16 protein-coding genes and 1 tRNA gene are annotated in these 26,677 nt (G+C 64.2%); 12 read left to right on the top strand and 5 right to left on the bottom strand.

Translation table 11 applies throughout. The features are described 5' to 3' along the window. Positions 1 to 3: 3 nt before the first annotated feature. The 6 genes from LNV09_RS20135 (at position 4) to LNV09_RS20110 (ending at position 13,235) form a co-directional block, all read left to right on the top strand. On the top strand, positions 4 to 8,631 hold the full coding sequence (locus tag LNV09_RS20135; protein ID WP_263558864.1) for a glycoside hydrolase family 94 protein: 8,628 nt from the start codon (positions 4 to 6) through the stop codon (positions 8,629 to 8,631). Between the two features lie 139 nt (positions 8,632 to 8,770). Next, the gene (locus LNV09_RS20130; RefSeq protein WP_263558998.1) at positions 8,771 to 9,283 is read left to right on the top strand and encodes a ferritin-like domain-containing protein; all 513 of its coding nucleotides are present in this window, start codon (positions 8,771 to 8,773) and stop codon (positions 9,281 to 9,283) included. Between the two features lie 50 nt (positions 9,284 to 9,333). After that, complete coding sequence (locus tag LNV09_RS20125) at positions 9,334 to 9,657, top strand: BON domain-containing protein (protein WP_263558863.1); 324 nt, start codon at positions 9,334 to 9,336, stop codon at positions 9,655 to 9,657. Between the two features lie 33 nt (positions 9,658 to 9,690). Further along, positions 9,691 to 9,915, top strand: coding sequence for a CsbD family protein (locus LNV09_RS20120; RefSeq protein ID WP_263558862.1), 225 nt, complete (start codon positions 9,691 to 9,693; stop codon positions 9,913 to 9,915). A 204-nt stretch (positions 9,916 to 10,119) separates the two neighbouring features. Beyond that, positions 10,120 to 12,297 carry a hybrid sensor histidine kinase/response regulator gene (locus tag LNV09_RS20115; protein WP_263558861.1) on the top strand — a complete coding sequence of 726 codons (2,178 nt, stop codon included), beginning with the start codon at positions 10,120 to 10,122 and terminating at the stop codon, positions 12,295 to 12,297. Continuing rightward, positions 12,297 to 13,235, top strand: a complete 939-nt coding sequence (locus LNV09_RS20110; RefSeq protein ID WP_263558860.1) for a response regulator — start codon at positions 12,297 to 12,299, stop codon at positions 13,233 to 13,235. Before LNV09_RS20115 ends, LNV09_RS20110 begins: the two co-directional genes overlap by 1 nt. Positions 13,236 to 13,264: 29 nt before the next feature. Here the strand turns inward: LNV09_RS20110 and LNV09_RS20105 are convergent, their stop codons facing one another. Together LNV09_RS20105 and LNV09_RS20100 are read right to left on the bottom strand one after the other, a co-directional pair. Further along, the gene (locus LNV09_RS20105; RefSeq protein ID WP_263558859.1) at positions 13,265 to 13,756 is read right to left on the bottom strand and encodes an RcnB family protein; all 492 of its coding nucleotides are present in this window, start codon (positions 13,754 to 13,756) and stop codon (positions 13,265 to 13,267) included. A gap of 101 nt (positions 13,757 to 13,857) precedes the next feature. Next, on the bottom strand, positions 13,858 to 14,433 hold the full coding sequence (locus tag LNV09_RS20100) for an NnrU family protein (RefSeq protein ID WP_263558858.1): 576 nt from the start codon (positions 14,431 to 14,433) through the stop codon (positions 13,858 to 13,860). A gap of 102 nt (positions 14,434 to 14,535) precedes the next feature. Between LNV09_RS20100 and LNV09_RS20095 the strand changes: the two genes are divergently transcribed. Further along, a complete protein-coding gene (locus LNV09_RS20095) occupies positions 14,536 to 15,747 on the top strand; it encodes a M24 family metallopeptidase (RefSeq protein ID WP_263558857.1) in 1,212 nt (403 codons plus the stop codon). Between the two features lie 403 nt (positions 15,748 to 16,150). Here LNV09_RS20095 and LNV09_RS20090 read toward each other — a convergent pair whose 3' ends face one another. Then, on the bottom strand, positions 16,151 to 16,285 hold the full coding sequence (locus LNV09_RS20090) for a hypothetical protein (RefSeq protein WP_263558856.1): 135 nt from the start codon (positions 16,283 to 16,285) through the stop codon (positions 16,151 to 16,153). 81 nt (positions 16,286 to 16,366) lie between these two features. Here LNV09_RS20090 and amaB point away from each other — a divergent pair, with 81 nt between their 5' ends. The 3 genes from amaB (at position 16,367) to LNV09_RS20075 (ending at position 20,181) form a co-directional block, all read left to right on the top strand. Next, positions 16,367 to 17,869: an L-piperidine-6-carboxylate dehydrogenase gene (gene amaB / locus LNV09_RS20085; RefSeq protein ID WP_263558855.1), complete on the top strand. Its 1,503-nt coding sequence runs from the start codon at positions 16,367 to 16,369 to the stop codon at positions 17,867 to 17,869. Positions 17,870 to 17,949: 80 nt separating this feature from the next. Continuing rightward, the gene (locus LNV09_RS20080; protein ID WP_263558854.1) at positions 17,950 to 19,986 is read left to right on the top strand and encodes a S9 family peptidase; all 2,037 of its coding nucleotides are present in this window, start codon (positions 17,950 to 17,952) and stop codon (positions 19,984 to 19,986) included. A 110-nt stretch (positions 19,987 to 20,096) separates the two neighbouring features. Continuing rightward, positions 20,097 to 20,181 (top strand) — tRNA-Leu (locus LNV09_RS20075). Between the two features lie 211 nt (positions 20,182 to 20,392). Here LNV09_RS20075 and LNV09_RS20070 read toward each other — a convergent pair. Continuing rightward, positions 20,393 to 22,576 (bottom strand): putative bifunctional diguanylate cyclase/phosphodiesterase, encoded by a 2,184-nt coding sequence (locus LNV09_RS20070; RefSeq protein WP_263558853.1) that lies wholly within the window; start codon positions 22,574 to 22,576, stop codon positions 20,393 to 20,395. 206 nt (positions 22,577 to 22,782) lie between these two features. Between LNV09_RS20070 and LNV09_RS20065 the strand changes: the two genes are divergently transcribed. Together LNV09_RS20065 and LNV09_RS20060 are read left to right on the top strand one after the other, a co-directional pair. Continuing rightward, positions 22,783 to 23,157: an HU family DNA-binding protein gene (locus tag LNV09_RS20065; RefSeq protein WP_263558852.1), complete on the top strand. Its 375-nt coding sequence runs from the start codon at positions 22,783 to 22,785 to the stop codon at positions 23,155 to 23,157. A 140-nt stretch (positions 23,158 to 23,297) separates the two neighbouring features. Next, positions 23,298 to 24,365, top strand: coding sequence for a LacI family DNA-binding transcriptional regulator (locus tag LNV09_RS20060; protein ID WP_263558851.1), 1,068 nt, complete (start codon positions 23,298 to 23,300; stop codon positions 24,363 to 24,365). Between the two features lie 17 nt (positions 24,366 to 24,382). On the opposite strand, the gene LNV09_RS20055 is transcribed toward LNV09_RS20060, so the two are convergent. Further along, positions 24,383 to 26,677 (bottom strand): DUF6445 family protein, encoded by a 2,295-nt coding sequence (locus LNV09_RS20055; protein WP_263558850.1) that lies wholly within the window; start codon positions 26,675 to 26,677, stop codon positions 24,383 to 24,385.

Here is a 26,677-nt window from a genome sequence, read left to right as displayed (position 1 = left end):
GCGATGGCCACGCGGGAATTGCAGCGCCTGCTGCCCGAGGCCTCGGCCCTGTTGTGTGAGATCCTGGGCGGCGAGCGCGGCGCCTTACAAGCGCCGATACGGGCCGAAATTTTCGGCCCGCAGCGCTTTGCGCAACATGGCCGCAGCCTCGGCGCCACCCACAGCGCCGAGCGCTCGAGCGCGTTTGCGGCGAGCTTTTTCCCCCGCCTGCGCAGCAATATTGAGGCGCTGCGCCAAGCCCACCGCTATATCGGCGAGCGCGCCAAAAGTGGCTATGACATCAGCCCGGCGGCCGAATGGCTGCTTGATAACTTCCATCTGATCGAGGCCCAGCTCAAAGAGGTTCACGAGGGCTTGCCGCGTGGCTATTTCCGCGCCTTGCCGGTCTTGCTGGCCGAGCCGCTGGCCGGTCTGCCGCGCATCTACGGCGTGGCCTGGGCCTTTGTCGCGCATACCGATGGCGCCTTCGATGAGGACTTGCTGTTGCAGTTTCTGGCCGCCTACCAGGAAACGCGCGAGCTCAGCCTGCGCGAGATCTGGGCCTTGCCGACCACGCTGCGGGTGGTGCTGGTGGAAAACCTGCGCCGCTTGGCCGAGCGGGTGGCGACCAACAAGGCAGCGCGCGAGGTTGCCAATCTCTGTTTTGACCGCCTGGACAGCTTCACCACCGCCGCGCTGGACGACTTGCTGGCGCTGCTGAATCAGCGCGGCGTCGGCCGGGTCTTTTTGGCCCAGATGGCGCAGCGCCTGCAGGATCAGCGCATGACCGGCGAGCGCCAAAGTGATTCAAGGCGGGCGCGTTGGCTGAGCGAAGCCTTGCCCGATCTGGCCGCCGCGCAGCTGCAGCAGACCGCCGATCAGACCGCCGACAACCTCAGCGTCAGCAATGCGCTGACCAGCTTGCGCGCGATTGGGGACGCCGACTGGCCCGACATCGTCGCGCACAGCAGTAGCTTGATGCATTTGATGATGAGCGCGCCGGTGTTCGCGGCCGAGCATATGGTCACCCGCGACCAAAGCCTGCATGCGATCGAGCGGCTGGCGCGACGCAGCGGCCGCAGCGAGGTGGCGGTGGCGCAGGCCTTGCTGGCGCTGATGGGCGATAAGCGCGATCAGCTGGATCAAAACGAAGCGGACGCCTGCTATTGGCTGGCCGGCGCCGGCCGGCCAGCCTTGTTGGCGGCACTCGGTCTGCCTGGCAATGTGCATCAGCGCAGCCTGGAATGGCTGAGCGAGCTCGCGCGGCGCGCCGGCCGCCGGCTGGCCTTGCCGATTTACCTTGCGGCCCTGGGCTGTTTCAGCTTGGGCCTGGTGGCTTGGCTGCTCCCGCCGCAGGGCGTGTGGACGCTGGCAGCGCTGCTGATGTTGTTCCCCGCGTCCGAGGCCGTGGTGGCGGTGATCAACCGCCTGGTCAGTGAGTCGGCCCGGCCCAGCCATTTGCCGCGCTTGGCGCTGGCGCAAGGCATACCGCCGGAGCACCGGGTGATGGTGGTGGTACCGGCGATGTTGAGCAGCGCTGCTGCCGTCGGCGAGCTGGTGCACCGCCTGCATCTGCACTATCTGGCCAACCCCGAGGCGCAGGCGCAGTTCGCATTGCTGAGCGACTGGCTGGACGCGCCCACGCCCGAGCTGGCCGCCGATGCGGCTCTGCTCGAACTGGCCTGCGCGCAACTGCGCGAACTCAATTTGCGCCATCCAGCGGCCGCCGCGCTGCCGGGAGAGTTGCCGGTGGCGCGCTTTTTGTTGTTGCACCGGCGGCGCAGCTTCAGCCGCACCGAGCAGGCCTGGATAGGCTGGGAGCGCAAGCGCGGCAAGCTGGAGCAGTTGGTCAATCTCCTGGTCGATCCGGCCCGCCAAGCAAACGTCGATCCGGCCGCTGAGAAGCCGCCGCCTTGGGAGCGCACTGAAGCGGCCTTTATCGACTTGGGCGAGTTGTCGACGCCGCAGCGCGCCACGCGCTACATCGTCACGCTGGACAGCGACACCCAGCTGCCGCCCGGGCGCCTGCGCGAGCTGGTCGGCGTTGCCGCCCACCCGCATAACCAGCCGCATCTGGACCCTAGCGGACGCTATATTGCCCAGGGCTATGGCATCTTGCAGCCACGCGTGGTGACGCCGCTGCCAGCGCCCAAGGATTTCACCCTCTACCACTGGTTTTTTGCCGGCCAATGCGGCATCGACCCCTATAGCGCGGCCAGCTCCGAGGTCTATCAGGACCTGTTCCAGGAGGGCAGCTTCAGCGGCAAGGGTCTGCTGCATGTGCAGGCCCTGCATGCGGTGCTGCATGCGCGCTTGCCCGAGGGTCAGGTCTTGAGCCATGACTTGCTGGAAGGTGCGCTGGCGCGCTGTGCAGCGGTCAGCGACATCACGGTGGTCGAGGACGCGCCATTCCATGCCGATGTGGCGGCCTCGCGCGTGCACCGCTGGACCCGCGGCGACTGGCAGTTATTGCCCATCCTGTTGAATCCCTGGCGCTACCCGTTTCGCGCGGTCAGTCGCTGGAAGATGTTTGACAATCTGCGCCGTTCTTTGGTCGCGCCGGCATCCTTGCTGCTGTTGGTTTTGTCGCTGGCCGGCATGGCCATAGCGCCTTGGGTCGCCTTGGGCTTGGTCTGGGCGGCGCTGGCGGCTGGGCCCCTGCTGGGCGCGCTGGCCGGTTTTGCGCCGAGTCGGGATGATCTCGCACTGCGCCATTTCTACGCCCGTGCGGCGACCGACCTGCTGCGCGCGCTGTTCAGCGGCCTGTGGTTGCTGGGCCAGTTGCTGCAGCATGCCTTGATGGCCTTGGACGCCGTCATCAGGGCGCTTTACCGCATGCTCTTCAGCCGCCGCCTGCTGCTGCAATGGACCACTGCCGCGAGCGCGCAGGCCGCCGCCAAAACGAGTCTGCCGGCGGTGCTGCGCCAGCATTGGCGGGCCCCCTTGCTGGCGCTGTGCTTGTGGGCTGGCTTGGCGATGGTCGGCAATATTCATCCCTACCTGGCGGGACTGTTCTGCCTGGCCTGGTTCGCCGCACCGCTCGTCAGTTGGTGGGTCAGTCGACCTAATCTGGCATGTGAGCAGCCTGAGCTCTTGTTGGCCGAACAAATTTACCTGCAGGGCATTGCGCGCGACACCTGGCGGTTTTTCGAGCGCTGCATAGGTCCCGGCGACCGCTACCTGCCGCCCGACAATCTGCAGCTGGACCCGCAAGACATGCTGGCGCACCGTACCTCGCCGACCAATATCGGCCTGTACCTGCTGGCGACGGCCTGCGCACGCGAGTTCGGCTGGATTGGCACGCAGGACCTGCTGAGCCGGCTGGAGGCGACGCTGTCCAGCATGGGCGAGTTGGAGCGCTACCACGGTCATTTTTTGAATTGGTATGACACCGAGCGTGGCGCAGCGCTGCTGCCCAGATATGTGTCCACCGTGGACAGCGGCAATCTCTGCGGTCATTTATTTGCTGCGGCCCAAGCCTGCCGCGCGCTGGCGAAGGCCCCGTTTGATGGCCAGGCGAGCGCGCGCGCGCTGCAGGCTGCGCAGAATCGGCTCAGGCCATTGCTGGCCGGGCGCTGCGGCGGCGCGGCCTCGCTGCGCCTGCAGCTGCGCTGGTGCTTGGCCGATCTGCGGGCCACGCGTCACTCGACCACCCTGGACTTGCGCGCGACCGACCGGCCGCTTGCCGCACAGCGTTTGCTGGCGCTGGCCGAGGCCTTTGAGCGCCTGGCCGGCGAGGCCGATTTCAAATTTCTCTACCACCCCAAGCGCCACCTGTTCCATATTGGTTACCGCGTCGCCGAGCAGCAGCTGGACTCGGGTTTTTACGATTTGCTGGCCTCGGAATCGCGCCTGACCAGCCTGTTTGCGGTCGCCAAGGGCGATGTGCCGGTGCGCCATTGGGGGGCGCTGGGGCGGCCGTTTTTCGCCGTGGCGACGGCGGCCGGCCTGCGCTCGTGGTCGGGCTCGATGTTCGAATATCTGATGCCCAGCCTGGTGCTGGACGAACCGCATGGCAGCGTCTTGCGCGAGGCCTGTCTGGCGGCATTGCTGGAGCAGATCCGCTACGCCGAGCTGAATCAAACGCCCTGGGGGATTTCCGAGTCGGCCTATGCCGGGCGCGACTACACGCTGGCCTACCAGTACGCGCCGCAAGGGGTGCCCCGGTTGGCGCTACGCCGCACGCCGGCCGAGGAGCTGGTGATCGCGCCCTATGCGACCGCGCTGGCCGCGCAGATAGCGCCGCAGGCCGCCTGCCGCAATTTCGCCATGCTGGAGTCCTTGGGGCGCGTGCGTGGTCGCTACGGCTTCATCGAAGCACTCGACTACACACCCGCGCGCCAGAGCGGCAGCGCCCGCTTTACCGCAGTCAGCACCTTGATGGCCCACCACCAAGGCATGAGCCTCGTGGCGCTGGCCAATGTCTTGCTGGGCGGCGTGGCGCAGCGCTGGGGCATGGCGCCGGCACCTATCGAAGCGGTGGCCTCGCTGCTGCATGAGCGCGCGCCACGCGAGGTCTCGGCGCTGTTTGAACCACCGCAGGGCTGGGTGCAGCAGCCCCGCGAGGTGCGCGCGCCCAGCCTCTTGCGCGAGGTGCTGCCGGGGGAGACCGCCGTGGCGCCCACCCATCTGTTGTCCAACGGGCGCTACAGCGTGTCACTGCGCGCCAATGGCGCGGGTTGGAGCCGCTGGGGCCGGATCGGCATCAGCCGCTGGCGCGATGACGCCTTGCGCGATACGCTGGGCAGCTTTTTCTATCTGCGCGGCTTGGCGACGACGGGCGGCCGTGCCGGGCTGGTGTCCATCACCCAGCATCCGGCGCCCGATCCGGCCGCCCAGTACCGCAGCACCTTTCACGCTGACACCGTGTGCTTCGAGGCTGTCTGGCCGCAACTGCAGGTCCAAACCACGGTCTGGGTCAGCCCCGAGGACGACATCGAGTTTCGCCAGGTCGAGTTGCGAAACTTGAGCGAGCGCAGCTTGGAGTTCGAGTTGATCTCGGCCTTTGAGGTGACGCTGGCCGAGCCACGCGCCGACGAAGCGCATCCCGCCTTCTCAAACCTGTTCCTGCGCGCCGAATGGCAGGCCGAGGACCAAGCGCTGCTGTTCGAGCGCAAGCCGCGCCTGGCCAGCGAGCAGGGTCTGCTGGCGGCGCATTTTCTGGCCGATGGCGGGCCCCATCTCTTGGGCCTGCGCTGCCAGACCGACCGCCAGCAGTGGCTGGGCCGCAACCGCCAGGCCGGCCAGCCGCTGGCTGATTTCGAGACGCCGGCCACCGCCGAGCCGGGTATGCGGGCGCACCAGGACACCGGCCTGGATCCGGTCTGCGCGCTGGCCGCAAGGGTGCGCGTCGGCCCGCAGGCCAAGGTGGTGCTGACCTTCGCCACTGCCGCTTGCGACAGCCGCGCCAGGCTGGACGCCATCATCGACAAATACCGCCAGCCCAGCCATGTGCAGCGGGCCACGCTGATGTCGGCCACGCTGACCGGCATTCGGCTGCGCGCGTTGGGCCTGAGCGCCGAGAACTTGGCCGCGCTGCAGTCGGTGACGACCGCGCTGGTGCTGACCTTGACGCGGCCGCAGAGTGCCTTGCCTCTCGACCCGGGCGCAGCGCTGCCGGCGGCCACGCCGAGCTGTGACCGCCGCCAGCTGTGGCGCTTCGGCATCTCGGGCGACAAGCCGCTGATTCTGGTCTCGGCCGGCGTGCTGCAGGGCCTGGGCCTGCTGCGCACGCTGGCCAAGGCGCTGCGGCTGTGGTCCTGGGGCGGCGTTGCCTGTGATCTGGTGATCATCAATGCCGAGCCGGCCTCCTACTTGATGGCCTTGCAGCGCGAGCTGATGGCGTTGCGTGAACGTCATTTGGCCGAGAACCAGGCCGGCGAATCGGCCGCTCAGGGCTTGTGCGGCTTGCATGTGCTGCGCGCTGATGAACTGACGGACGCCGAGTTGAGCAGCTTGCGTACGCTGGCCTGCTTGCGGCTGCACGCCGACGGCCGACCGCTGCCACACCATATTGCGGACTGGCTGGAGCAGCATGAGCAAGCGCTGGACGCGCGGCTTGAGGGCTCGATGACGGCGGTCGGCCCCGAGCATGGCAGCAATATGGCGCCGGACTTGCCGCAGTTCCAAGGTCAATTTGGCGCGCAGGGCTCGCCTGAACAAGGTGAGTTCAAGTTCAAGATCGACGCGCTTCGCAGGCCGCTGCGGCCCTGGATCAATGTGCTGGCCAACCGCGACTTCGGGGCCCATATCTCCGAGGCCGGCGGCGGCTATAGCTGGGCCTTGAACAGCCGCATGAACCAGCTCACGCCTTGGTCGAATGATGCGGTCGCTGACCTGCCGGGCGAGTGGTTTTTGCTGCAGGACTTGAGCACGCAGGCGGCCTGGAGCGTGGCGCCGGGCGCCTGGGGGGCGGTCGACGTCAGTTACGAAGTGACGCATGGCCAGGGCTTCAGCGTGATCAAGCACAGGCACGGCGATCTGGCAGTGACGGCGACCTGGTGCACCGATGCGCTGACTTCGGTCAAGCAGATCGAACTGGCCTTCGTCAACCATGGCAGCCGCAACTTGTCGCTGCGCGTGGTCGGCATGGCGGAATGGCTGCTCGGCGCCAACCGCGCGGACCGCAGCAGCTTGCTGACGACGGCCAAGCCGACACGGGCCGGCGATAGGCGCCTGAACACTTTGCTGGCGACGCAAGCCGAGCAAGCGCAGGGCTTTGGCGCGGGTACCGCCTTCCTCGCCCTGGCCGCGCCGACGGAGTCGCATGCCAAAGCAGGCCACAACGCCGAAAGCGTGGACTGGACCTGCGATCGGCGCGAGTTCTTCGATGCGCGCGGCCGTTTGGTCTTGCCCGATTTTTTCGGCAAGCGCGAGGGCGCCGGCCTGGACCCTTGTGCGGCCCTGTCGACCGCGTTGCAGCTGGCGCCGGGCGCCAGTGCGCGCCGGGTGTTTTTGCTCGGCTATGGCGCCAGCCCGGCCGCCGCGCTGCAACTGGCCGAACAGGCCGCTGCCGTGTCTGCCGCGCAGCGCCTGGCCGCCACGCAAGCCAGCTGGGATGACTTGCTGGGCGCGACCCAGTTATCAACACCTGACCCCCTGTTTGATGCGATGGTGAACCGCTGGTTGCTGTATCAAACCCTGGCCTGCCGGCTCTGGGCCAAGGCGGGCTTTTACCAAGCCGGCGGCGCCACCGGCTTTCGCGATCAACTGCAAGACGCGATGGCGCTGGCCTGGGCCGCACCGGCCATGCTGCGCCAGCAAATCGTGCTGTGCGCCTCGCGTCAATTCGTTGAAGGGGATGTCCAGCATTGGTGGCACAGCCCCATGGGCGCCGGCGTGCGCACGCATTTCTCGGACGATCTGCTGTGGTTGCCACTGGCCTGCGCGCATTACCTGCGCAGCAGCGGCGACGCCGGCCTGCTCGATCAAAGCGTGCCTTTTCTGGATGGCGCGCCGATTTCGCTCGGCGCCGAGGATGCTTACTACACGCCGACCGAAAGCCTTGAGGCCGCCTCGGTCTATGAGCATGCGGCGCGCACGCTGGACCGCAGCTTGCGCGTCGGCGTGCATGGCCTGCCGCTGATGGGCAGCGGCGACTGGAACGACGGCATGAACCGGGTCGGCATCGAGGGGCGCGGTGAATCGGTTTGGCTGGGCTGGTTTTTATGCCGGGTGGTGGCTGATTTTGCGCCGCTGGCGCGGGCGCGCGGCGAGACTTTCCGTGCTGCCACTTGGGAGTCGGCCGCTGCGGGCTGGCGCTCGGCACTGATCGGGCCAGCCTGGGACGGTCAATGGTTCAAGCGCGCCTTCTTTGACGACGGCGAGCCGCTGGGCAGCGGCCAGAATGCAGAAGCCCGCATCGATTTGATCGCGCAGGCCTGGAGCGTGCTGTCGGGCGCGGCGCCGACGGCCCTGCAGCGCATGGCCATGACGGCCGCTCAAACCCATCTGATCGATGCCGATGCCGGCCTCTTGCGCTTGCTGGACCCGCCGCTGGTCAATGCGCTGCCGAGTGCCGGCTATATCCAGGCCTACCCGCCCGGCGTGCGTGAGAACGGCGGCCAGTATTCGCATGCCGGCGTTTGGGCCTTGATGGCCAGAGCGCAGCTGGCGCAAGTCAGCGCCGAGCCCGACACGGGCGAGTCAGCCGGTGACGCGGTGTACCGCTACTTCAGCTATCTGAGCCCGGCGCACCGGGCCGCCCATCCGGTACATGGCCCGGTGTACAGGATCGAGCCCTATGTGCTGGCCGGCGATGTCTACAGCCAGCCGCCCTATGTCGGGCGGGGTGGCTGGAGCTGGTACACCGGAGCGGCGGCCTGGTTGCACCGCGCGGCGCTAGAGTCCATCTGCGGGCTGCGCTTGGAAGCGCTACAACTGTCCTTCAGGCCTTATTTGCCCAGTCATTGGCCGCGCGTCGAGCTGACGCTCAAACGCCAGGGCCGGGAGATGCATTTTGTTTTGCTGCGCGTGACGCCAGCTGAGGCCCTGGCCACGCCGGGCCAACTCTTGCTGCCGGGCCAGAGCCTGGTCTGGCCGGAGCTGCCCGCCTACAGCAGCTTTGTGATTCCGCTCTTGCCGGCACCCGCCGGCCTGCCTGCCCACAGCCCAGCGCGGCTTCTTCCTACAGCGGCAGGCGAAGCGCGCTGATGTCCCCGCGGCACGCATTTTCTTAAAGTGGCCTTATCGCTTGGGGCTAATCCAAGTCAATCCAAGTTAATCCAAGTTCAACCAGGACAGTGCCATGACGCATCACAAAGATCACGATAGAGCAGAACAGAAGCCTGCGATGCACTTGGATATGGCGGCCGTTGAGGCCGCCAAACACAGCCTCGATCAAGGCGCGGTGACGCCCAGTTACGGCCCTTGGGCGGGCGAGATCGTCAAGCTCTTGAACGACTCGCTGGCCACCGAGTTGGTCTGCGTGCTGCGCTACAAACGCCACCATTTCACAGCGCAGGGCCTGGCTTCGCCGAAGATCGCCGAGGAGTTTTTGGTGCATGCGAATGCAGAGTCAGGCCACGCCGACCGGCTGGCCCAGCGCATCGTGCAGCTTGGCGGTGCGCCCGACTTCTCGCCCGCCACGCTGACCGAGCGCAGCCACGCCGCCTACGACCAGTCCAGCGATCTGAAGGACATGATCCGCGCTAACTTGATCGCCGAGCGGGTTGCGATCGAGTGTTACAGCCAGCTGATCCAGCTGATCGGTGACAAGGACAGCACCACCCGTCGTCTGCTCGAAAGCATCCTCAGCGATGAGCAGGATCATGCCGAGGAACTCAAGGACTGGTTGGCCGCTTAAGGCCAGTCGCAGTCTGTCTATTTATCAACCCGTACCGGAGACTCACCATCATGAACACACTCAATCTTCGCAACACGCTGGCTAGCATCGTTGCCGCCGTCGCCCTGTTGTCGGCCACCGGCTGCGCCGTTACGCGCGGCCAGGAGCCGGTCGGCGCCTATATCGATGACAGCGCGATCACCACCGCCGTCAAGGCCCGCTTCGTGGAAAACACCGAAGTCGACGCCGCCGCCATCAGCGTTGAAACGATGAAGGGCACAGTGATGCTGTCCGGCTTCGCCAAGAACCAGAAAGAAAAAGACACGGCCCAAAGCCTGACCTGGAAGGTCAATGGCGTGAAGGCCGTCAAGAACGAAATCACGGTTCGTCCTTGAAGTTTCAAATCGACAATTGTTAGGGAGTCAGCCATGAATTGGGATCGCATCGAAGGCAATTGGAAACAGCTCAGTGGCCGCGCCACCGAGCAATGGGGCAAGCTGAGCAAGGATGACTTTGATGTCGTCGCCGGTCGGCGCGAAATCTTGGCCGGCAAGATCCAGGAGCGTTACGGCGTGGCCAAGGATGAGGCCGAGGCCCAGATCGGTGCTTGGGAGCGTTCCGCCACCGAAGACTGGTTCACGCCGGCTAAGTAGACAGTTATTTTGGCGATTGCCGGCCTATGTGCGTCAGCGTACAGACGGCCGAACCATCGCAGGCGAATATGCAGGCGCTCGACTTCAAAAGGGGTCGGGCGCTTGTTTTCGTTTGCCGCCTTGTTCGTTCGACCGATGGCTGGGTCGACCGATGAGCGTTAGCCCGGATCCGGGCTTTGTGTACGCTTTTCGAGGATTGCCACCATGTTCGACGCTGTCTTACCCCTTGCGCCAGCGGCGCAGGATTTTGCCGATGCCGAAGATGACGGCGATGCCGGTGTCGGGATCGGCTCGGCCCTGAGCGCCGAGCAGCGTCGCCAGGCCGCCCTGCTCAAGACCGGCGCGCTGCAAAACGCCATCCTCAACAGCGCCAATTTCTCCAGCATCGCGACCGACGAGAAAGGCGTGATCCAGCTCTTCAATGTCGGCGCCGAACGCATGCTGGGCTTTGCCGCCGCCGATGTGATGAACAAAATCACCCCGGCCGACATCTCCGATCCGCTCGAAGTGATTGCGCGTGCCGAAGCACTCAGCCAGGAGCTGGGCACCACCATCACGCCGGGCTTTGAGGCGCTGGTGTTCAAGGCCTCGCGCGGCATCGAAGATATCTATGAGCTGACCTACATCCGCAAGGACGGCAGCCGCTTCCCGGCCGTGGTGTCGGTGACGGCGCTGCGCGACGCGGCCGGCGCCATCATTGGCTATCTGCTGATCGGCACCGACAACACCGCGCGCAAGCAGATCGAGGAAGAGCGCAAAAAGCTCGATCAACGCCTGCGCGACCAGCAGTTCTACACCCGCTCTTTGATCGAAGCGAACATCGACGCGATCATGACCACCGACCCGGCCGGCATCATCTCCGACGTCAACAAGCAGATGGAGGCGCTGACCGGCTGCACCCGCGATGAGCTGATCGGCGCGCCGTTCAAAAACTATTTCACTGACCCGCTGCGCGCCGAGGCCGGCATCAAGCGGGTGCTGGCCGAGAACAAGGTCACCAATTACGAGCTGACCGCGCTGGCGCGCGACGGCAAGCAAACCGTCGTGTCCTATAACGCCACGACCTTCTACGACCGCGACCGCAATCTGCAAGGCGTGTTTGCCGCCGCGCGCGACATCACCGAGCGCAAGGCGCTCGATCTGGTGTTGCAGGATGTCAATGTGGCGCTGGGCAGCGCCAAGGTGGTGGCGGAAAAGGCCAATCAGGCCAAATCAGATTTCCTCTCCAGCATGAGCCACGAGCTGCGCTCGCCGCTGAATGCGATTCTGGGCTTTGCACAGCTGATGGAGACCGGCGAGCCGCTGCCCGCGCCCAGCCAGCAGGCCAGCATCGATCAGATTCTGCAGGCCGGCTGGTACTTGCTGGAGCTGATCAACGAGATTCTTGACCTGGCCTTGATCGAGTCGGGCAAGCTGTCGCTGTCGCCCGAACCGATGTCGCTGGCCGAGGTCTTGCTGGATTGCCAGGCGATGATGGAAGCGCAGGCGCAGCGCGCCGGCATCAGGATGAACTTCACCGCACCCGAGGGCCCGGCCTTCATCACCGCCGACCGCACCCGGGTCAAGCAGGTGCTGATCAATCTGCTCTCCAACGCGATCAAGTACAACCGCAGCGGCGGTGAGGTGCGGGTGAAATGCATGCCGGCCCTTGGCGCAGTGGGCGGGCGTTTGCGCCTGAGCGTCGAAGACGATGGCGAAGGGCTGAGCGCGGCGGCGATCGAACAATTGTTTCAACCCTTCAACCGCCTCGGCCAAGAAGGCGGCGCGACCGAAGGAACCGGCATCGGTCTGGTCGTCAGCAAGCGCCTGATGGAACTGATGGGCGGCGAGATCGGCGTGCGCAGCCAGCCGGGGGTTGGCAGCGTGTTCTGGATCGAGTTGCAGCAAGCCGATGCCCCGCAGTTGGACGCCGTCACCAACCACCTGGCAAGTCCGCCCGGGGCGCCTGAGCAGGCGCCGGCGGGTGTGGCCACCTTGCTGTATGTGGAGGACAACCCGGCCAATATGCTCTTGATTGAAAGGCTCTTGGCAAGGCGTGCCGACTTGCGCCTGCTGAAGGCGCGCGATGGGCGTCAAGGCTTGGAGCTGGCATTGACGGCCTTGCCCGAGGTCATTCTGATGGACATCAATCTGCCCGGCATCAATGGCTTTCAAGCCTTGCAAGTGCTGCGCGCCAATGCCTTGACCGCGGCTATTCCAGTGATTGCGTTGAGCGCCAACGCGATGCCGCGCGACATTGCCAAGGGCCTGGAGGCGGGTTTCTTCCGCTACCTGACCAAACCGATTCGGGTCGATGAATTGTTCGCTACGTTGGCGCTGGCCTTGCAGGAGCGCCAACTGGGCGACGCCACAAGACCAGCGCTTGAGAAGGAGAGTTCGTGATGAGTGATGAGGCAAGAATTCTTCAAGCGCGCATCTTGGTCGTTGACGATCTGGATGCCAATTTGCAGTTGTTCGAGCGACTGCTGCACGACGCCGGCTACACGCAAGTCTGGTCGACCACGCGGCCGACCGAGGTTTGCGCCTTGCACCAACTGCATGACTTTGATCTGATCTTGCTGGACCTGCAGATGCCCGGTATGGATGGCTTCGAGGTGATGGCGGCGCTGCAGCCGCTGAACGCCGACGGCTACTTGCCGGTGATCGTGTTGACCGCCCAGCCGGCTCACAAGCTGCGCGCGCTGCAGGCGGGCGCCAAGGACTTCATCAGCAAACCGTTTGATCTGCTGGAGGTCAGAACGCGGATCCACAATATGCTGGAAGTGCGGCTCTTGTACAAAAAGCTGGCTAACTTCAACCAGCTCTTGGAGCGCACGGTGGCCGAGCGAACCGCCGAACTGAGCGAGAGCGAAAACCGCTTTCGTCGCTTGACCGAGTTGGCCGCCGATTGGTATTGGGAGCAAAACGAGAGCGGCGACTTCACCACCGTGTCCGGCCCGGTGCAGGAGCTGTTGGGCCTGGGCCTGGGGGCTTTTTTAGGCCACGCAAACAAGGGCGCCATCAGCGGCTGGAACGAGGTGGAGCGGGCCCAAGTGCAAGCGGCTATCGCGGCGCGCCGGCCGTTCCTGGACTTCAGCTTCAGCCGCATTGGCGCCGATGGTGTCGAGCACAAATACCGGGTCAGCGGTGAACCGATGTTCGACCAGCGGTCCGGTTTTGTCGGTTACCGCGGCATTGGCTGCGAAGTCTTGATCGAGGCCTGCAGGGACTTTAAACAGTCGCTGTTGTTGATGCCGATCCAGGCGCCGCCTGCGCCGCGACCCAGCCCACCGAACCTTGGGCAGACCGTGGGATTGCTCGTGGGGCAGGCAGAGGTTTGACGAAGGCTCCATCCTGGCGGGCCCGCCGCTCAGTGGCTCAGCATCAGCTGCAGGATCACGCCGGTCGCTATCGCCACCAGCAAATAGTCGCCCCCTGATTGCACCCAGTGGTAGCCGCGCGGCGGCGCATAGAGCTGGTGAGCGCGCCAGTCATCCACTACATATTGGTGGTGCCGGTATTGCGGCGGCAGGCGCTGACCGCGGTAGTAGTTGAAATCCGGCCCGGCGCCGCGTCCCTCGTAGTGGCCGCCCTGGCGGCTGTCGTAGCGGCCGTCGCTGCGCTGCTCATAGCGCGGGTTTCGGCGCTGGTCCTGACGCTGGTCCTGACGCTGTGCTTGATGCTGTGCTTGATGCGGATCCCCGCGCCTGTCATCGCGCTGCGGTGGTGGCTGCTGCTCACGCTCATTGCGAGCGCCGCGTTCGCTGTTGTCGTTCTTCTCGCGCGGTTGTGCCTGCACCCCGCCGCCCAGCAGCAGGCTCATCACCAGCAGGCCGCTCAGGCATTGTTGCTTCTTGCTCATAGGGAACTCCTCGTGGCGGCTCGGAGCGAGCGCCCGTGTTGTGCAGCCTAGAGCAAGCGGCGCGCGCCGACTGTGCGCCAGCGTACGCCATCCCACGCGCCCTAGAGCGGGCTCACGCCAATCAAAGCCACATGCCCCCAGAAGGCAAAGCCGGCCCACGCAGCGGCGCCGATCAGGACTGTCAGTGCGGTGCCGCTGGCGCTGGCCGTCAGCGCGGCCGGTGGGTTCAGGCGATCACGTTGGCGGGCGGCGCGAAAGCTCAAGACGGCCCAGATCAAAAAGCTGCCGAACAGCAGCAGGTCGGCCAGACTGTTATTGGCCAGCAGATGCGCGAGGGCCCAGACCTTGACGCCAAGCACCATCGGGTGGCGCAGCCGGGCTTTGATCGCGTTGCGCGGCACATAGGCGGCGGCCAGCAGCACGAAAGCGACCAGGGTCAAGAGCGCGGCCAGGTGATTCATGCCCTTGGGTGTGGTCCACAGGATTTGCGGGTTTTGGCGCGCTTGGCCGAAGCCCCAGACAATCAAGCCAAAGCCCAGCAGTGACAGCGCCGTGTAGCCCAGCTTCCAGGCCGCTTCGCCGCGCTGCTGCATCTGCGCGCTGCGCCAGTCATTGGCAACTATGCGCACCGAATGCACGCCCAGAAAAATCAGCAAACCCAAGACCAATTCAAGCATCAAAGTATCTCCAAGCGACGACGCTGCCGCAGGCTCGCTTTGTACGCGATGAAGTGCTCATCGATTAAGATATTGTTTAAATATATTTAAAGGAGTCGCGCGATGACGATAGGTGTGGGCGGCAAGACCGCCGAGCAAGCCTTGGCGGGCTTGAGCCAGATGATGGCCGGCGCCGAGCCGATTGGCTTGGCCGAATACCGCGCCCGCGTCGGCGCGGCGCAGGCGCTGTTGCGTGAACTGGGTTTGGGTGCCTTGTACGCCCATGCCGGCACCAATATGCGTTACTTCAGCGGCACGGTCTGGCACCCCAGCGAGCGCTTGGTCGGCCTGATCATCCCGGCCGAGGGCGAGCCGCAATATGTGGCGCCGGCCTTTGAGGAGGGCACCCTGCGCGAGTACATGCAGTTGCCCGGCGACTTGCATGTCTGGCAGGAACATGAGAGCCCCTATGCGCTGTGCCGGCAGGTGCTGGCGCGGGCGGGCGTGAGCAGCTCGGCGCGGCTGGCCGTCAGCGAGGACACGCCGCTGTTCGTGATCGACGGCCTGCAGCGCGAGGGGATTGTCTGGGTCAACGCCAAGCCGGTCACCGCTGCCTGCCGCATGCACAAGTCCCCAGCCGAGATCGCGCTGATGCAGCGCGCCCACGACATGACCATGGCCGTGCACCGGGCTGCCGCCAGCATGCTGCGGCCCGGCATCAGCAGCACCGAGGTCGAGGCCTTCATCGCGGCCGCGCATCGCAAGGTCGGCGCCACTGGCTCCTACTTTTGCATCGTGCTGTTTGGCGTGGCCAGCTCCTTCCCGCATGGGGTCAAGGAGGCGCAGCTGCTGCGCGAGGGCGATGTGGTCTTGATCGACACCGGCTGCCTGGTGCATGGCTATATGTCCGACATCACGCGAACCTATGTGTACGGCGAGCCCAGCCCGCGCCAGCGCGAGATCTGGAACCTGGAGAAGGCCGCGCAGGCGGCGGCCTTTGCTGCGGCCCAGCTGGGCACGCCTTGCCGCGATGTTGACCGCGCCGCGCGCGCCGTCATTGCGGCCGCAGGCTTGGGGCCGGGCTATCAATTGCCGGGTCTGCCGCACCGCACCGGTCACGGCTGCGGCCTGGATATTCACGAGTGGCCCTATCTCGTTGACAACGACGAAACGCCGCTGGCCGTGGGCATGTGTTTCAGCAATGAGCCGATGATTTGTGTGCCGGGCGAATTTGGCATCCGGCACGAGGACCATGTCTATATGACTGCCAGCGGGCCCCGCTGGTTCAGCCAGCCGGCGCATTCGGTCGATGACCCGTTTGGTTTGCAGGCCTGATTGATGCAAACCTGGCACGGAAACTGCTAAACCTACATATCTTCAGTTGTCTCCTCCATCGCCCCTGGATGGATTTAAGCCTCAGGCCTTGTGCCTGGGGCTTTTTTTTGCTGTCGGCCGAGTCAGCTGCTCGCAAGTGGTGCATGAGCGAGCGGATGCTGCACCGACAGGCGCAGCGGCGCCCGGATTCGACGCGTAGGCCTGAGCGGAAAAAGTAAGTCGAGCTTGTGCTGGCAGCCCGGCAGACCCGCATCTTTGCGGCCGCAACAAGAGCAGGCCCTGCGCCGCAAGGGAGCGCAAGGCCGATGTTTGCAGGCTTTGGCTGGCGCCAAATGCCGTTGAAGTAGCCAATTATCTCAAGGCTGCCCAGGCAGCTTGGCAGCTTTGCAACTGTTCAGCCTGTTTAAAGCTGTACCAGGCTGCCCAAGCTCCACAGCAGGCCGGGATAGATGACGCCCCAAACCAGGGCGACCAAAAGCAATGCTTTGAGGGCCAGCGTCGCATTCTTGGCGCGCTTTGGATGGGCGATCAGTTTCATGGCTGCTCCTGGCAAAGGTTGAGGGGAACGCAGAATCCGACGCAAGAGCCGTGCCAATGAGGATGCGGGAGAATCGCCGCCATGATTGAAATTCAACACCTATTGCCCGCACTTGGACTTGACCCCGCCGCTTATGCCGGTGGCGGCTTGCTCGTGCATTCGCCCATCGACGGGGCCCAAATCGGCGCCGTGCATCAAGCCAGCGCGGACGAGATGCGCGCTGCAGTCGGGCGCGCTCAGCAAGCCCATACCGAGTGGCGCCACGTGCCGGCGCCCCGCCGTGGTGAATTGCTGCGCCTATTCGGTGCAGAACTGCGCCGTCATAAGTCCGAACTGGCCGCCTTGGTGGCGATCGAGGCGGGCAAGGTCAGCAGCGAGGGCGCAGGCGAGGTGCAGGAGATGATTGACATCTGCGACTTTGCCGTCGGTTTGAGCCGTCAGCTGCATGGCTTGACCATCGCTTCCGAGCGGCCCGGCCACCGCATGATGGAGCAGTGGCTGCCGCTGGGTGTCGTTGGCATCATCTCGGCCTTCAACTTCCCCGTCGCGGTATGGGCCTGGAATGCCGCGCTGGCGCTGGTGTGTGGCAATAGCTGCGTCTGGAAGCCGAGCGAGAAGACGCCATTGACGGCCTTGGCGACGCAGGCTCTATTCGAGCGCGCTTTGCTGCAGTTCGGTGATGCGCCGGCCCATCTATCGCAGGTGTTGAACGGCGGCGCGGCGCTGGGCGAGGCGATGGTCGACGATGCTCGCGTGGCGCTGGTGTCGGCCACGGGCTCGACCCGCATGGGTCGCGCAGTGGCCCCGCGCGTGGCGGCACGTTTTGGCCGTTGTTTATTGGAGTTGGGCGGCAACAACGCCATCATCGTCAGCCCTTCGGCCGATCTGGACCTGGCGCTGCGCGGCATTTTGTTCGGTGCCTATGGCACGGCCGGCCAGCGCTGTACGACGACGCGGCGCGTCATCATCCACGAGAGCATCCACGCCGAACTGCTGGCAAGGCTGGAGCGGGCGCGGGCTTCATTGGGTGTCGGGAATCCGCTTGAGGCCGGCACCTTGATCGGTCCCTTGATCGACCGCGCCGCCTTTGACGCGATGGAGGCCGCCCTTGCCGTTGCGCGAGAACAGGGCGGCGTGGTGCAAGGGGGTGGGCGCGCTCTGGCCCAGGTCTATCCGAACGCCTGGTATGCCCAGCCGGCACTGGTGGCGATGCCCGCGCAAACGGCGGTGGTCAAGCAAGAAACCTTTGCGCCGATTCTGTATGTATTGAAGTACCAAAGCCTCGATGAGGCGATCGGCTTGCAAAACGATGTGCCGCAGGGCCTGTCCTCGGCCATCTTCACCAATGACTTGCGCGAGGCCGAAACCTTTATGGCGGCGGGCGGCTCTGACTGCGGCATTGCCAACGTCAATATCGGCACCTCGGGTGCCGAGATCGGCGGCGCTTTTGGTGGCGAAAAGGAAACCGGCGGCGGCCGCGAGTCCGGCTCCGATGCTTGGAAAGGCTATATGCGCCGCAGCACCAACACCATCAACTACTCGCGCGACTTGCCCTTGGCGCAAGGAGTTAGGTTCGACGTCTAGCCGCTGAGCGCCAAGCGGATCGAGGACGGCTGCTGTTTCGGGTCAGAATGCAGGCCTCGAATTCCAGGAGCATCCTCCGCATGAATATGTCTAATTTGCGTCGGCCCTTGTGCGCCCGCATGGTTTGCATCTTGATGGTCTTGTCGGCCCCCGCCTTGGCGCAGTTGCAGGCGCCACCGGGCGCTGGTTCCGCGCCGGCCGGTCAAGCCGTCCTGGCGCCTAACTCTAATCTGCTGGTGCAAGGCATACCGGCCGTGCCGCAGAGCCTGGCCGACGCCGTGGGCCGCTACAACGACTTCCGCGGCCATGGCTTTGTGGATTGGCATCCGACTCAGCGCGAGATGCTGGTCACGCACCGCAAGGCCGGCGCCAACACCAGCCAGCTGTACCGCCTGAGCAAGCCGATGGGCGAGCTGGAACAACTCACCGACGCGGCCGATCCAGTCAATAGCGCAAGTTACGAGCCGCGCAAGGGCCGCTACATTGTGTTTGCCCGCGCCAGTGGTGGCAACGAAGTAGCGCAGCTTTATCGCCTGGATGGCCAAGGCAAAGAGCCCGTGCTGCTGACCAGCCCGGATGAACGCCATGCGATGAATGGCTGGCTGCACAAGAGCAGTCAGCTGCTGTTCACCTCGGTGCCTCTGGACCGCACAGCCCAAGGCGGCAGCCGCGGCCAGGTGATGACGCAGCTGTGGCTGATGGACCCCGAAAAGCCCGCCGACAAACGCAAGCTTGCGGAGCTGCCGGGCGGCGGTTGGGGCGTCGGCTCGGTCTCCTGGGACGACAAGCATGTGGCTTTGACCGAGTACATCTCGGCCAACGAATCACGCATCTGGCTGATGGATCTGGCCAGCGGCGCGAAGCGCCAGGTCTTGCCCGCTCCTGGCGAGCAATTGCGCGCCACGCATTTCCCGGCGGCCTTCACGCGCGACAACAAGTCCCTGCTGGTGCTCAGCAACCGTTTCGGCGAATTCGTCGAGCCGGCCCGATTCAAGCTGGCAGATGCCAAATTGGAGCGCATTGCCACTGATATTCCCTGGGACGTCAGCGGCATCACGCAGACCGAGGACGGCAAGCGCCTGGCGCTGCAGTTCAATATCGACGGACGCGATGAATTGCGCTTCTATGACGCGCACAGCTTCAAGCCGCTGCCAGCGCCCAAGCTGCCCGCCGGCAGCATCGGCAGTGCCCATTTCGATCGCCAGCGCGGTGAGCTGGCGTTCAGCATCAACGGTGCCCAGGGCCCGAGCCAGCTCTACAGCTTGAATGGCAAAGGCGAGGTGCAGCCTTGGACCCAAGCCTATGTGCCGCCCGGCATCGACAACCGCCAGTTCACCGATCAGCAGGTGGTGCGCTGGAAGAGCTTTGATGGGCGCGAGATTTCTGGTCTGCTGACCCTGCCGCCGGCCAAGTTCAGCGGCAAGCGGCCGGTCGTCATCAGCATTCATGGCGGGCCGGAAGGGCAGGCGACCGTCGGCTTCCTGGGGCGCAACAACTACTATCTGCAAGAACTCGGCGTTGCTTTCATTCAGCCCAATGTGCGCGGCTCCTCCGGCTTTGGCAAGACCTATCTGGATCTGGATAATGGTTTCAAGCGCGAGGACTCGGTCAAGGACATCGGCGCCTTATTGGACTGGATCGCCACGCAACCGAACCTGGACGCCTCGCGCGTGCTGGTGACCGGCGGCAGCTATGGCGGCTACATGACCTTGGCCGTCGCCACCAACTACCCCGAGCGCATCGTCGGAGCGCTCGATGTGGTCGGCATTTCCCACTTTGTCACCTTCTTGAATAACACCGAAAGCTATCGGCGTGATCTGCGCCGGGTTGAGTATGGTGACGAGCGCGGTCCGGCCATGAAGGCCCATCTGGAAAAGATCTCGCCGCTGAGCAATAGCGCCAAGATCAAGGCGCCATTGTTCGTCGTGCAGGGCAAGAACGACCCGCGCGTGCCCTATACGGAGGCCGAGCAAATCGTCGCCAAGGTGCGCGAGCAGGGCACGCCGGTCTGGTATTTGCGCGCCGACAACGAAGGCCATGGTTTCGCCCGCAAGGAGAACCAGGACTATCTGTTCTACGCCACCATCATGTTCATGCAGCAAACCTTGCTGAAATAGGGTCAGGTCTTGCCTGCTGTTGAGGCCTGAAATTTCAAAGTATTTTCAGTCTCGGCCGAAATGCCTGAAATTCAATGCTAAAGTCCGGCCTCTTCTTAGGAAGACACCTTGCCCAGGTGGCGGAATTGGTAGACGCACTAGTTTCAGGTACTAGCGGGTAACTCCGTGGAGGTTCGAGTCCTCTCCTGGGCACCAAACAAGAAAGGCCAGCATGCAAATGCTGGCCTTTTGCGTTTGGGGCGCAGGAAGCAAGGCCCCTGCGGGCCTTGCGTGGGGACGAGAATGGCGTCCGCATGCTTGCGGCGCCGGGGTCGCGGGACGTGACCGAGCCTCTCCTGGGCACCAAACAAGAAAGGCCAGCATGCAAATGCTGGCCTTTTGCGTTTCTAGTCTAGAACTTCCTGGGTCAATCCTTGCCGAATAGTTGCTCGAAGTCTTCGGCCGGCATGGGCCGGCCGAACAGATAGCCTTGAGCGTAGTCGCAACCAGCAGCCAGCAGCAAATCAGCTTGCTCGGCGGTCTCAACACCCTCTGCCACGACCTTCATGCCGAGCGCGTGAGCCATGGTGATGATGGCCGTACACAGCGCCAAGTCTTTGGCTCCGGCGCGCAAGTTGCGCACAAAGCGTTGATCTATCTTGAGCAGATCGATCGCGTACTTTTGCAAATAGGCGAGGGAAGAAAAGCCGGTGCCGAAGTCGTCGAGTGAGACCTGAAAACCGGCCGCATGCAAGGCCGCCAGGTGGGATTCCACTTCGCTATCCGCCTCCAGCAACAAGCCCTCGGTGATCTCTATCGTCAGCGCTTCGCCCGCCAATTCGAGCATGCGCAGCACCTCGGCCCAGCTCTCGCTGGCTGGCGCCGTGTCGGCTTCGCTGCGGAACTGGACCGGGGATTTGTTGACACTGATCTGGAATGTCGCGTCAAAGTGCTGGCGCCAAAGTTTGACCTGCTGAGCAGCTTGGCCAAACACCCAGGCGCCGATTTCGAGTATCAATCCGCTGGCCTCGGCCAGAGGAATGAAGACGGCCGGCCCGATCACACCTTGGCTGGGATGCTGCCAACGCAGCAAGGCCTCGGCTTTGTGTACCTCACCACTGCGCAGGTCAACGATGGCCTGGTATTCGACAAACAGTTGCTGCCGGGCCAAGGCCTCCCGCAGATCATTGCTCAAGCGCATGCGCAGCAACGCGGCTTGCTGTAGCTCAGGGGTGAAGTAGCCCAGGCGATTGCGTCCGGCCGCCTTGGCCGCGTAGAGCGCTTGGTCGGCATGCTTGAACAAGCTCTCGATCTCTTGACCGTCTTGCGGGAAGTGGCTGATGCCAATGCTGGCCGATACGAACACCCGCTCGGTGGCCAGATGAAAGGCCGTGGACAGAGCGGCAATGATTTGCAGCGCCGTTTCGCGCGCCGTCGTCTCGATCTGCGGTGCGGCGGCATCGGCGCGCAGCAGCACGGTGAATTCATCTCCCCCCATGCGCGCAACGGTGTCGCCGGGCCGCAGGCAAGCCTGAATGCGTGCGCCGGCCTCGATCAGCAAGCGGTCACCCATATCGTGGCCAAGCGTGTCGTTGACCTCTTTGAAGTGGTCAAGATCAATAAAAAGCAGAGCCAGCGCGCCCGCCTGCTGCCGAGCTTCGCTCAAGCCCAACTCCAGGCGCTCGCGCAGGCTGCGCCGATTGGGCAGGCCCGTCAGCGGGTCGAAATGAGCTTGTTGCCAGATCAGCGCTTCGGCGGCCTTGCGCTGCGTGATGTCGGTGTGCGTACCCACCATGCGCAGCGGCCGGCCCTGCGCATCGCGGCTGATGACCATGCCGCGGCTGTGTATCCACTTCCAATTGCCGTCTTTGCAGAGTACTCGGTGCTCGTTGCTGTAACTGCCGGTGTGGCCGCAAAAGTGGGCGTCGCGGTCGGCCTGCATCTGCGCCAGGTCGTCGGGGTGGGTGCGAGCATCGAATTCGGCCGGGGTGGGCCTGACGTCGCTCTCCGCATAACCGTAAATCTGCAGGTAGCGAGACGAGTACAGCTCGACGCCACTTTGCACATACCAATCCCAGACACCGTCGCCATTGCTCTCCAAGGCCAGTTTCCATAGATCATCGGCATCTTGAAGCTGCGACTCGACCCGTTTGCGCTCGTCGATATCGCTGTGCAAGCCCAGCAGCAGGGTTTCGCTTTGGGCGGAGTTGGCCGGCAGCGCACTGGCTTGCAGCAGTTGCCAGCGATAGCTTCCATCCGCAGCGCGCAGTCGGTAGTCGCGCGCCAGGGCCGGCGTTGGCGTCTGTGCTTGCGCTTGGGTCGGCTGGCTGTTCAGGTATTGGCGGCAGGCCTGCTCAAAGCCCGGCCAATCATGCGGGTGAACGAGGGCTTGCCAGCCCAGGCCTTGCAACTCGGGCCAGGACAGCCCCGCATAACGCAGCAGAGCGGTCGAGGCGAAGCGGGCATTGAGCTGCTCGTCCAGCACCCAGGTCAAGCTTGGCAGGGCGTCCAGCAACTCGTCTGCCGGCCAGCCGAGCTGCGCCAAGCCGGCTTCGACCGATGGCATCGCGGCCTGCTCTTGCGGCAAATCTGCTTTGACGTCGAGTTTCATCGGTCCCGCTGTGTGAATCCGTCCACTGCTGCAGCTTACTTGATTACCGTCAACTGGGTCTGCCAAAGTGCTTAACGGATGTATCCGGATGAAAAAATCCAACTTGCGACCGTCTTTCATGCGGCTTGCCATCGGCAATCGCGCTGTTTGGGTGAAAATATGGTCGCCCGAGATCGTCGGGCTCCACCTTGAGATGAGATTCTGGAATGAACAAAACCGAACTGATTGCACACCTGGCCGCCAAGCATGAGCTGACCAAGGCCGAAGCCGGCCGCATCCTTGAGACCCTGCTTGAAGCCGTGGTTAGCACCGTGAAAAAGGGCGGCGCCGTGGCTATCCCCGGCTTTGGCTCCTTCAAGCAACATGCCCGCGCAGCGCGCACCGGCGTGAACCCCAGCACCGGCGACAAGATCAAGATTGCAGCCGCCAAGCTGCCCAAGTTCACGCCCGGCGCCGGTTTCAAGGCCGCTGTTGACCCGAAGGCCGCTGCCCGCAAGGCCGCCAAGGTCGCCGCCGCTCCAGCCAAGGCTGCAGCCGCCAAGCCAGCCGTGAAGGCTGCCGTGAAGAAGGCCAAGAAGTAATCTGCTAGCGCAGCGGCTCGCTGATGTCATCAGGCAAAAGCAGTCAAATAGCGGCCGAGCACCTTTGTAGGTGCCCGGCCGTTTTTTATGGCGCCGCTGTGGCACAGTGCGGGCTTCGAGGCTGAGCAAGGACGGGACCAGTGGCAAGCAGAGTAGGGTCTAGCCCGACGATTGTGGATGTGGCCGAACAGGCCGGCGTGTCGATCAAGACGGTCTCCCGCGTGCTCAATAAAGAAGCCGGGGTGCAGGAGAAGACCCGCGAGCAAGTGCTCAAGGTGGTGGCGGCCCTGAAGTACCGGCCCAAGCTGGCCGCGCGCAGCATGGGCGGCGGGCGTTCCTTTTTGATCGGCCTGCTTTATTACGACCCTAGCGCGGCCTTTGTCGGCGGGGTGCAGCAGGGTGCGACGCTGCGCTGCCGCGAGTCGGGCTATCACTTGGTGGTGGAGTCCTTGCACAATGATGCGCCTGACATCTACAACCAAGTCGACAGGATGGTCTCCGCGCTGCGCCCGGACGGCATGATTCTGACGCCGCCGCTATGTGATAACCCCAAGGTTCTGCAGGCACTGCGCGACAACGAAACGCCGTTTGTGCTGCTCTCGCCGGGCCGGCAGCCGAATGATCAGTTCAGCGTTCGCATGGACGACGAACTGGCCGCCGAAGAGGTGACGAACCTGCTGATCAGCCTGGGCCACGAGCACATCGGCTTCATCAAGGGCGCACCCGATCAAGCGGCCTCGGAGTTGCGCTACCGAGGTTTTGTGCGGGCCATGCAGGCGCATGAACTGCCCGTCGAAGAGAGCTTGGTTTGGGAAGGCGACTTCACCTTCCCGAGTGGCGTGGAAGGCGCGCACAAGCTGCTGAGCCGAGGCGTGCGGCCAACGGCGGTGTTCGCCAGCAATGACGATATGGCTCTGGGCGTGCTGGCGGCGGCGCAGAGGCTGGGCTTGAATGTGCCGAGTGACTTGTCGATCGCCGGTTTCGATGATTCCAGCGCGGCCAGCCTGGTGTGGCCGCCGTTGACCACCGTGCGCCAGCCCACCCATGAAATGGCCAGCGTGGCGGTGGAGATGCTGATCGCCGCCAAGGGCAATGACGCCGAGGCGGCGACGCCGCAGAGTTCGCACCGGGTGCTGCCGCACCAATTGCTGGTTCGCGATTCAAGCCGTGCCTTGCACGCCAACCCCGCGCCCAAGAAAAAGGCCTGAGCCGGCAGGACTCGACCTCAGGCCGCCAACTTGGCGCTCTTGAAAAACGCGTTGACGGTCAAGCGCCCCAGGCCGGCCTGATACGCCGCGGGCGCGGCTTGGATGTCACCGGAATGGAAGATGCTGCCGTCGTAAAAAACCGCGCGGTTCCATTTGGCGGGCACGCGGCCTATCACCTCGAAGTAGCGGTTGCTCTGGGTCATATAGGCTGCCGGAATGCCGTACTTGCTGCCAAATGCGCTGCCGCTCATGGTTCTGGCATCGGCCAAGAAGCTTTGCGTGTCCCGCTCTGACATCAGCGAGCGGAACAGCACGGTGCCGCCGAGCTGTTCGTCACCGAACAAATAGTGAACCAGTGCGCACATCATCTCCCCGGGCTCCAGCCCTGAGTCGTCACGGTGGCAGGTGCGTTGGCGGGCATCCAGTGTCGAGCTGTCTTGGGTGACGCGCGAAAAGCGTCCATACATGCCCAGCGGTGGGCCGGCTTGCAGCCGGGCGCGCAGATGGTGGCGGAAGTAATCATCCAGTTGCACAGCCATTTCGGTGGGCAAATCCAGCTGTGGGCCGGGATAGGGATGGCCGGCAGGAATATGGAATTGATTCGAGACGGACTGCGCCAAGCGCACCAGGCCATCCGGGTCTTGCACGAACTCATCAATCACAAAGACCTCTTGGCCGTTGCTCAGCGCAATGGTCTGAATGCTTGGGTTCGGGTTGAGGCGCAAGGCAGGCATACCGGGCGCAGAGGCGGGGACGCTGCCGACGGCGCTGGCCTTGGGCGCGCCAAACAGGCGGGTGACATAGTCCTGGTGCTTGGGCAGTTTGATCAAGCTGCGCGCCGCTTCTTTGCGGATATCGCCGAGAAACTCGCTCAGGTCCGCGTCGCTCATGCGGCGTGTCACCGGGTGGTGGCCGGTGGGGCTGATGCCCTGGCCCATCATCACCTGAATCCAGGAGTTATCGCGAAACAGCTCGTCGGAATCGAGGCAGACGCGGGCCGAATCCTTGAACAGCTGGATGCGGTGCGCCAGCAACTTCGGGACCGCCATTTCACGGCACTCACGCCAGAACTGAGCGTCGCTGCGATTGTTGACGTGGTAATGCAGGATGATGAAATCACGAATGGTCTCGATGGCGCGGCGCGACTGATCGTTGTACTCGTCGATATCGCTCTGGCAAATGCCATCGGCCGGGAACATCTGAATCAAGCGCGTCAGGCCGCGTTGAATCAGGTGAATGCTGGTGGACTCAATCGGTTCCAGAAACCCGCTGGACAGGCCGATGGCGACACAATTGCGCTGCCACACCAGCTCACGCTGGCCCGGCGTGAATTTGATGACGCGCGGTGGGCGCATCACCTCGCCCTTGACGTTGGCTAAAAGTGCGGCCTTGGCGGCCTCGTCGTCCAGGTGCTTGCTGCTGAACACCAGGCCATTGCCGACCCGGTGCTGCAAGGGGATCTGCCATTGCCAGCCCCAGGGGTGGGCGATCGAGCGGGTATAGGGTACGGCCTCGCCCACGGACGCGGTCTGCACGGCCACGGCGCTGTCGCAGTGCAACCATTGCGACCAGTCCTGATAGGCCACGCCCAAGGTTTCACCCAGCAGCAGCGAGCGCATGCCGGTGCAGTCGATGAACAGATCGCCTTCGATCAAGGCGCCGTCATCCAAAGTCAGCCCGGTGATGCCGCCATGGCTCGCCTCGCCGCTGAGGTCGCTGTGCACCTTGACGATCTTGCCCTCGATGCGCTGCACGCCCAAGGCCTCGGAGAAACGGCGCAAATACTGGGCATAGAGCGTGGCGTCGAGGTGGTAGGCATAGTTCAGGCCGGTGTTGGGCAGATGGGCAAAGCGCTTGTCCATCGCCGCGCGCAACTCCAGGCAATAGTCGCCGTAGTCGCTGGCCAGGCCGCGCTTGCGGCCCTCCAGCCAGAAGTGCTGGAAGCCGGCCGTCCAATGCGGTTTGCCGGTGGTGCCGAAGGAGTGGAAATAGTCCTCGCCGACATTGCGCCAGTTCTCGAAACTGATGCCCAGCTTGAAGGTCGCTTGCGTGGCGGCCATGAACTCGCGCTCATCGATACCGAGAATTTCGTGAAAGAAATGCAGGGTCGGGATGGTCGCTTCGCCGACGCCTATGGTGCCGATTTCTTCCGACTCGATCAGGCGGATGTCGTACAGCTTCCCTAAGCTCTTGGACAGGCCGGCCGCCACCATCCAGCCGGCGGTGCCGCCGCCGGCGATGACGATGCGGCGCACCGGCTTGGATGCGTACGGGGCCGCGCTTTCGAATGGGCTTGATGCCATTGTGTTCAT

This window comes from Paucibacter sp. B2R-40 (assembly GCF_025717555.1).
In the GTDB taxonomy this organism is placed as follows: Bacteria; Pseudomonadota; Gammaproteobacteria; order Burkholderiales; family Burkholderiaceae_C; genus Paucibacter_A.
The sequence above is the reverse complement of the archived record's forward strand: the minus strand, read 5'-3'. Positions and strand labels throughout refer to the sequence as shown.